Source organism: Rubrivirga sp. (assembly GCF_049648075.1).
GTDB lineage: Bacteria > Bacteroidota > Rhodothermia > Rhodothermales > Rubricoccaceae > Rubrivirga.
This window is the reverse complement of record NZ_JBARYR010000674.1, coordinates 1-2,027: the sequence shown is the minus strand read 5'-3', so window position 1 is coordinate 2,027 and position 2,027 is coordinate 1. Positions and strand designations below refer to the sequence as shown.

Genomic DNA, 2,027 nt, shown 5'->3' with positions numbered 1-2,027 from the left:
ACCGAGAACATCCCGGCCGAGGCGACGCCGGCTCCGTAGAGCAAGAGCCACATGCCCGGCAGGACCGCCCTCGAGGCCGTGACGAGCGGGTTGGTCTCGTTGGCCGAGTATGCCCTCGAGGGCGTCGCTTCGAAGGCGTACATCGCGAGGGTGAGCGCGACGCCGGCCAAAAGAGCAGGAAGCAGGCCGAGCAGAAACTTGCGGCCCTGGCCGCTCAGCAAGGGGGCGCCACTCTGCCGCGCCTTGGCCGTGGTCGCCCAGACGCCGATCAACAGGCCGACGAGCGCCTCGCCGGTCCAGACGGTGAGCCAACTGCTCACGGTCGCCTGCTGGCTGGCGAGCCACGCGGCGGCGATTGCCGTGACGCCCATCGCGACGCTGCCCCAGCCGGGGACGGCCGTGAAGGTGCCCGCGCGGGCCATCGTCTCGCGGATGAACCGCAAGCTGTCGGCCGCCGCCGCGTCGTGCGGGCGCGGCGGCTCGTGCTGGCGGAGGGCGGGGCGGTCGGAGGACATCGGTTCTGACTTTGAGTCGCAAAGTAGTGCGTCGACTTTGCGCTGTCAAGTGCTCTGCCGATTTCGTCCTCGAGGTCGGCGCTCTGCTCCCGAGGCGTTCCGGTTTCGAGCGACTAGCGAGACGGCTCGCCGACCTCAAAGGCGTGCTGCCTCGACCCGGGTCCGACCTCGAGGTCGAGCTACGCGTCTCGCAGGTGCCCGGGATGGAAGCGGTGGTCCGGCGTGAATAGGCGTCGGTACGCCAGCCCGACCACGCCGAGCGACGCGAGCGCGACGCAGGCCGCGATCATGAACACGATCAGGATCTGGTAGCGGACGGCCTCGGCCGGTGGCGCGCCCGCCAGGATCTGGCCCGTCATCATGCCCGGCAGGCTGACCACGCCCATGACGGCCATGCTGTTCGTGATCGGGACGAGGCCGGTCCGGACGGCCTCGCGGAACAGCGGCCGGGCCGCCTCCCACCGCGTGGCCCCGAGCGCCAACCGGGCGTCGACGGTCGCTCGCCCGCTGGAGGCGCCTTCCATGAACCGGTCAAGCGAGAGCGAGATGCCCGTCAGCGCGTTGCCCAGCAACATGCCGTGGAGCGGGATCAGGTACTGCGGATCAAACCACGGCTCGATGCGCAAGATGCCGAGCACGGCCGCGCCGGTCACGATGAACGACGCTCCCAGCACGCTCACGAGTGCGTCGAGCCAGATGCCGGGAAACCGCCTCGAGGTCCGCCGCACCGCCGCGTGCCCCGCCAGAAGCGCCATTCCGACCGCCAAGGCCACGATCACGACCGCGTTCTCGCTCGAGAACACCCACTCGAGGACGAGCCCGACGAGCGTCAGCTGGATCACCATCCGCGTCGCCGCGACCGCCAACCCCTTCGTGAGCCCGAGCCGCAGCGCGACCGACAAGCCGATGGCGACCAGCAGGAGACCGGAGGCCAGGACGAGCTGCCCGACGGAGATGTCGACGGCGTTCACAGGTCGAGGGCGCGGTCGGTGACGCGGGCGATCTGGGCCGCGTCGTGGCCCGTCCAGACGACGGCGCGGTCTCCGCCCTCGAGGAAGGCCGCGACGACGGCCTCGAGGGCGGCCGTCCGCTCGGGGTCGAGGCCGGCAGTCGGCTCGTCCAAGAGAAGGACGGTGGGGTCGGTCACGAGCGCCCGCACCAGTCCCACCGTCTGGGCCTCTCCTCCGGAGAGTCCGTCCACCCGCTGATCGAGGACGTCGGGATCGCGGCCGAGTTGCCCCAAGAGATGCCGAGCGCGCTCGTCGTCGTACGCCGACGTGTGGACCGCGTAGCCGAACGCGGCCTCGAGGTTGTCGCGGACCGTACCGTCGAACAACGCGGGCCGCTGTGCCACCAGTGCCGCCGACGCTCGGTGCCGCGGCAGGTCCCGGACGGCCCCGTCGGCGTTGGCTACGCTGGACTGACGGCTCTCTAGGGCGCCCTCGTCGAGCGCGTCCAAGCCGGCGAGCGCTCGCAGCAAGACGGTTTTGCCGGCCCCCGAGGGGCCTCGGA

The 2,027-nt window shown here is 71.0% G+C and carries 3 protein-coding genes; all 3 read right to left on the bottom strand.

All coding sequences use genetic code 11. The features are described 5' to 3' along the window. The coding region (locus WBA11_RS18075) for a hypothetical protein (protein ID WP_424522029.1) at positions 1-515 on the bottom strand (515 nt) is incomplete at its 3' end. Positions 516-694: 179 nt separating this feature from the next. After that, entirely contained in the window at positions 695-1,486 is a 792-nt protein-coding gene (locus WBA11_RS18070) for an ABC transporter permease (RefSeq protein WP_424522028.1), read from the bottom strand. Continuing rightward, positions 1,483-2,027: ABC transporter ATP-binding protein (locus tag WBA11_RS18065; RefSeq protein WP_424522027.1), on the bottom strand; the 545-nt coding region annotated here is incomplete at its 5' end. The genes WBA11_RS18065 and WBA11_RS18070, both read right to left, overlap by 4 nt.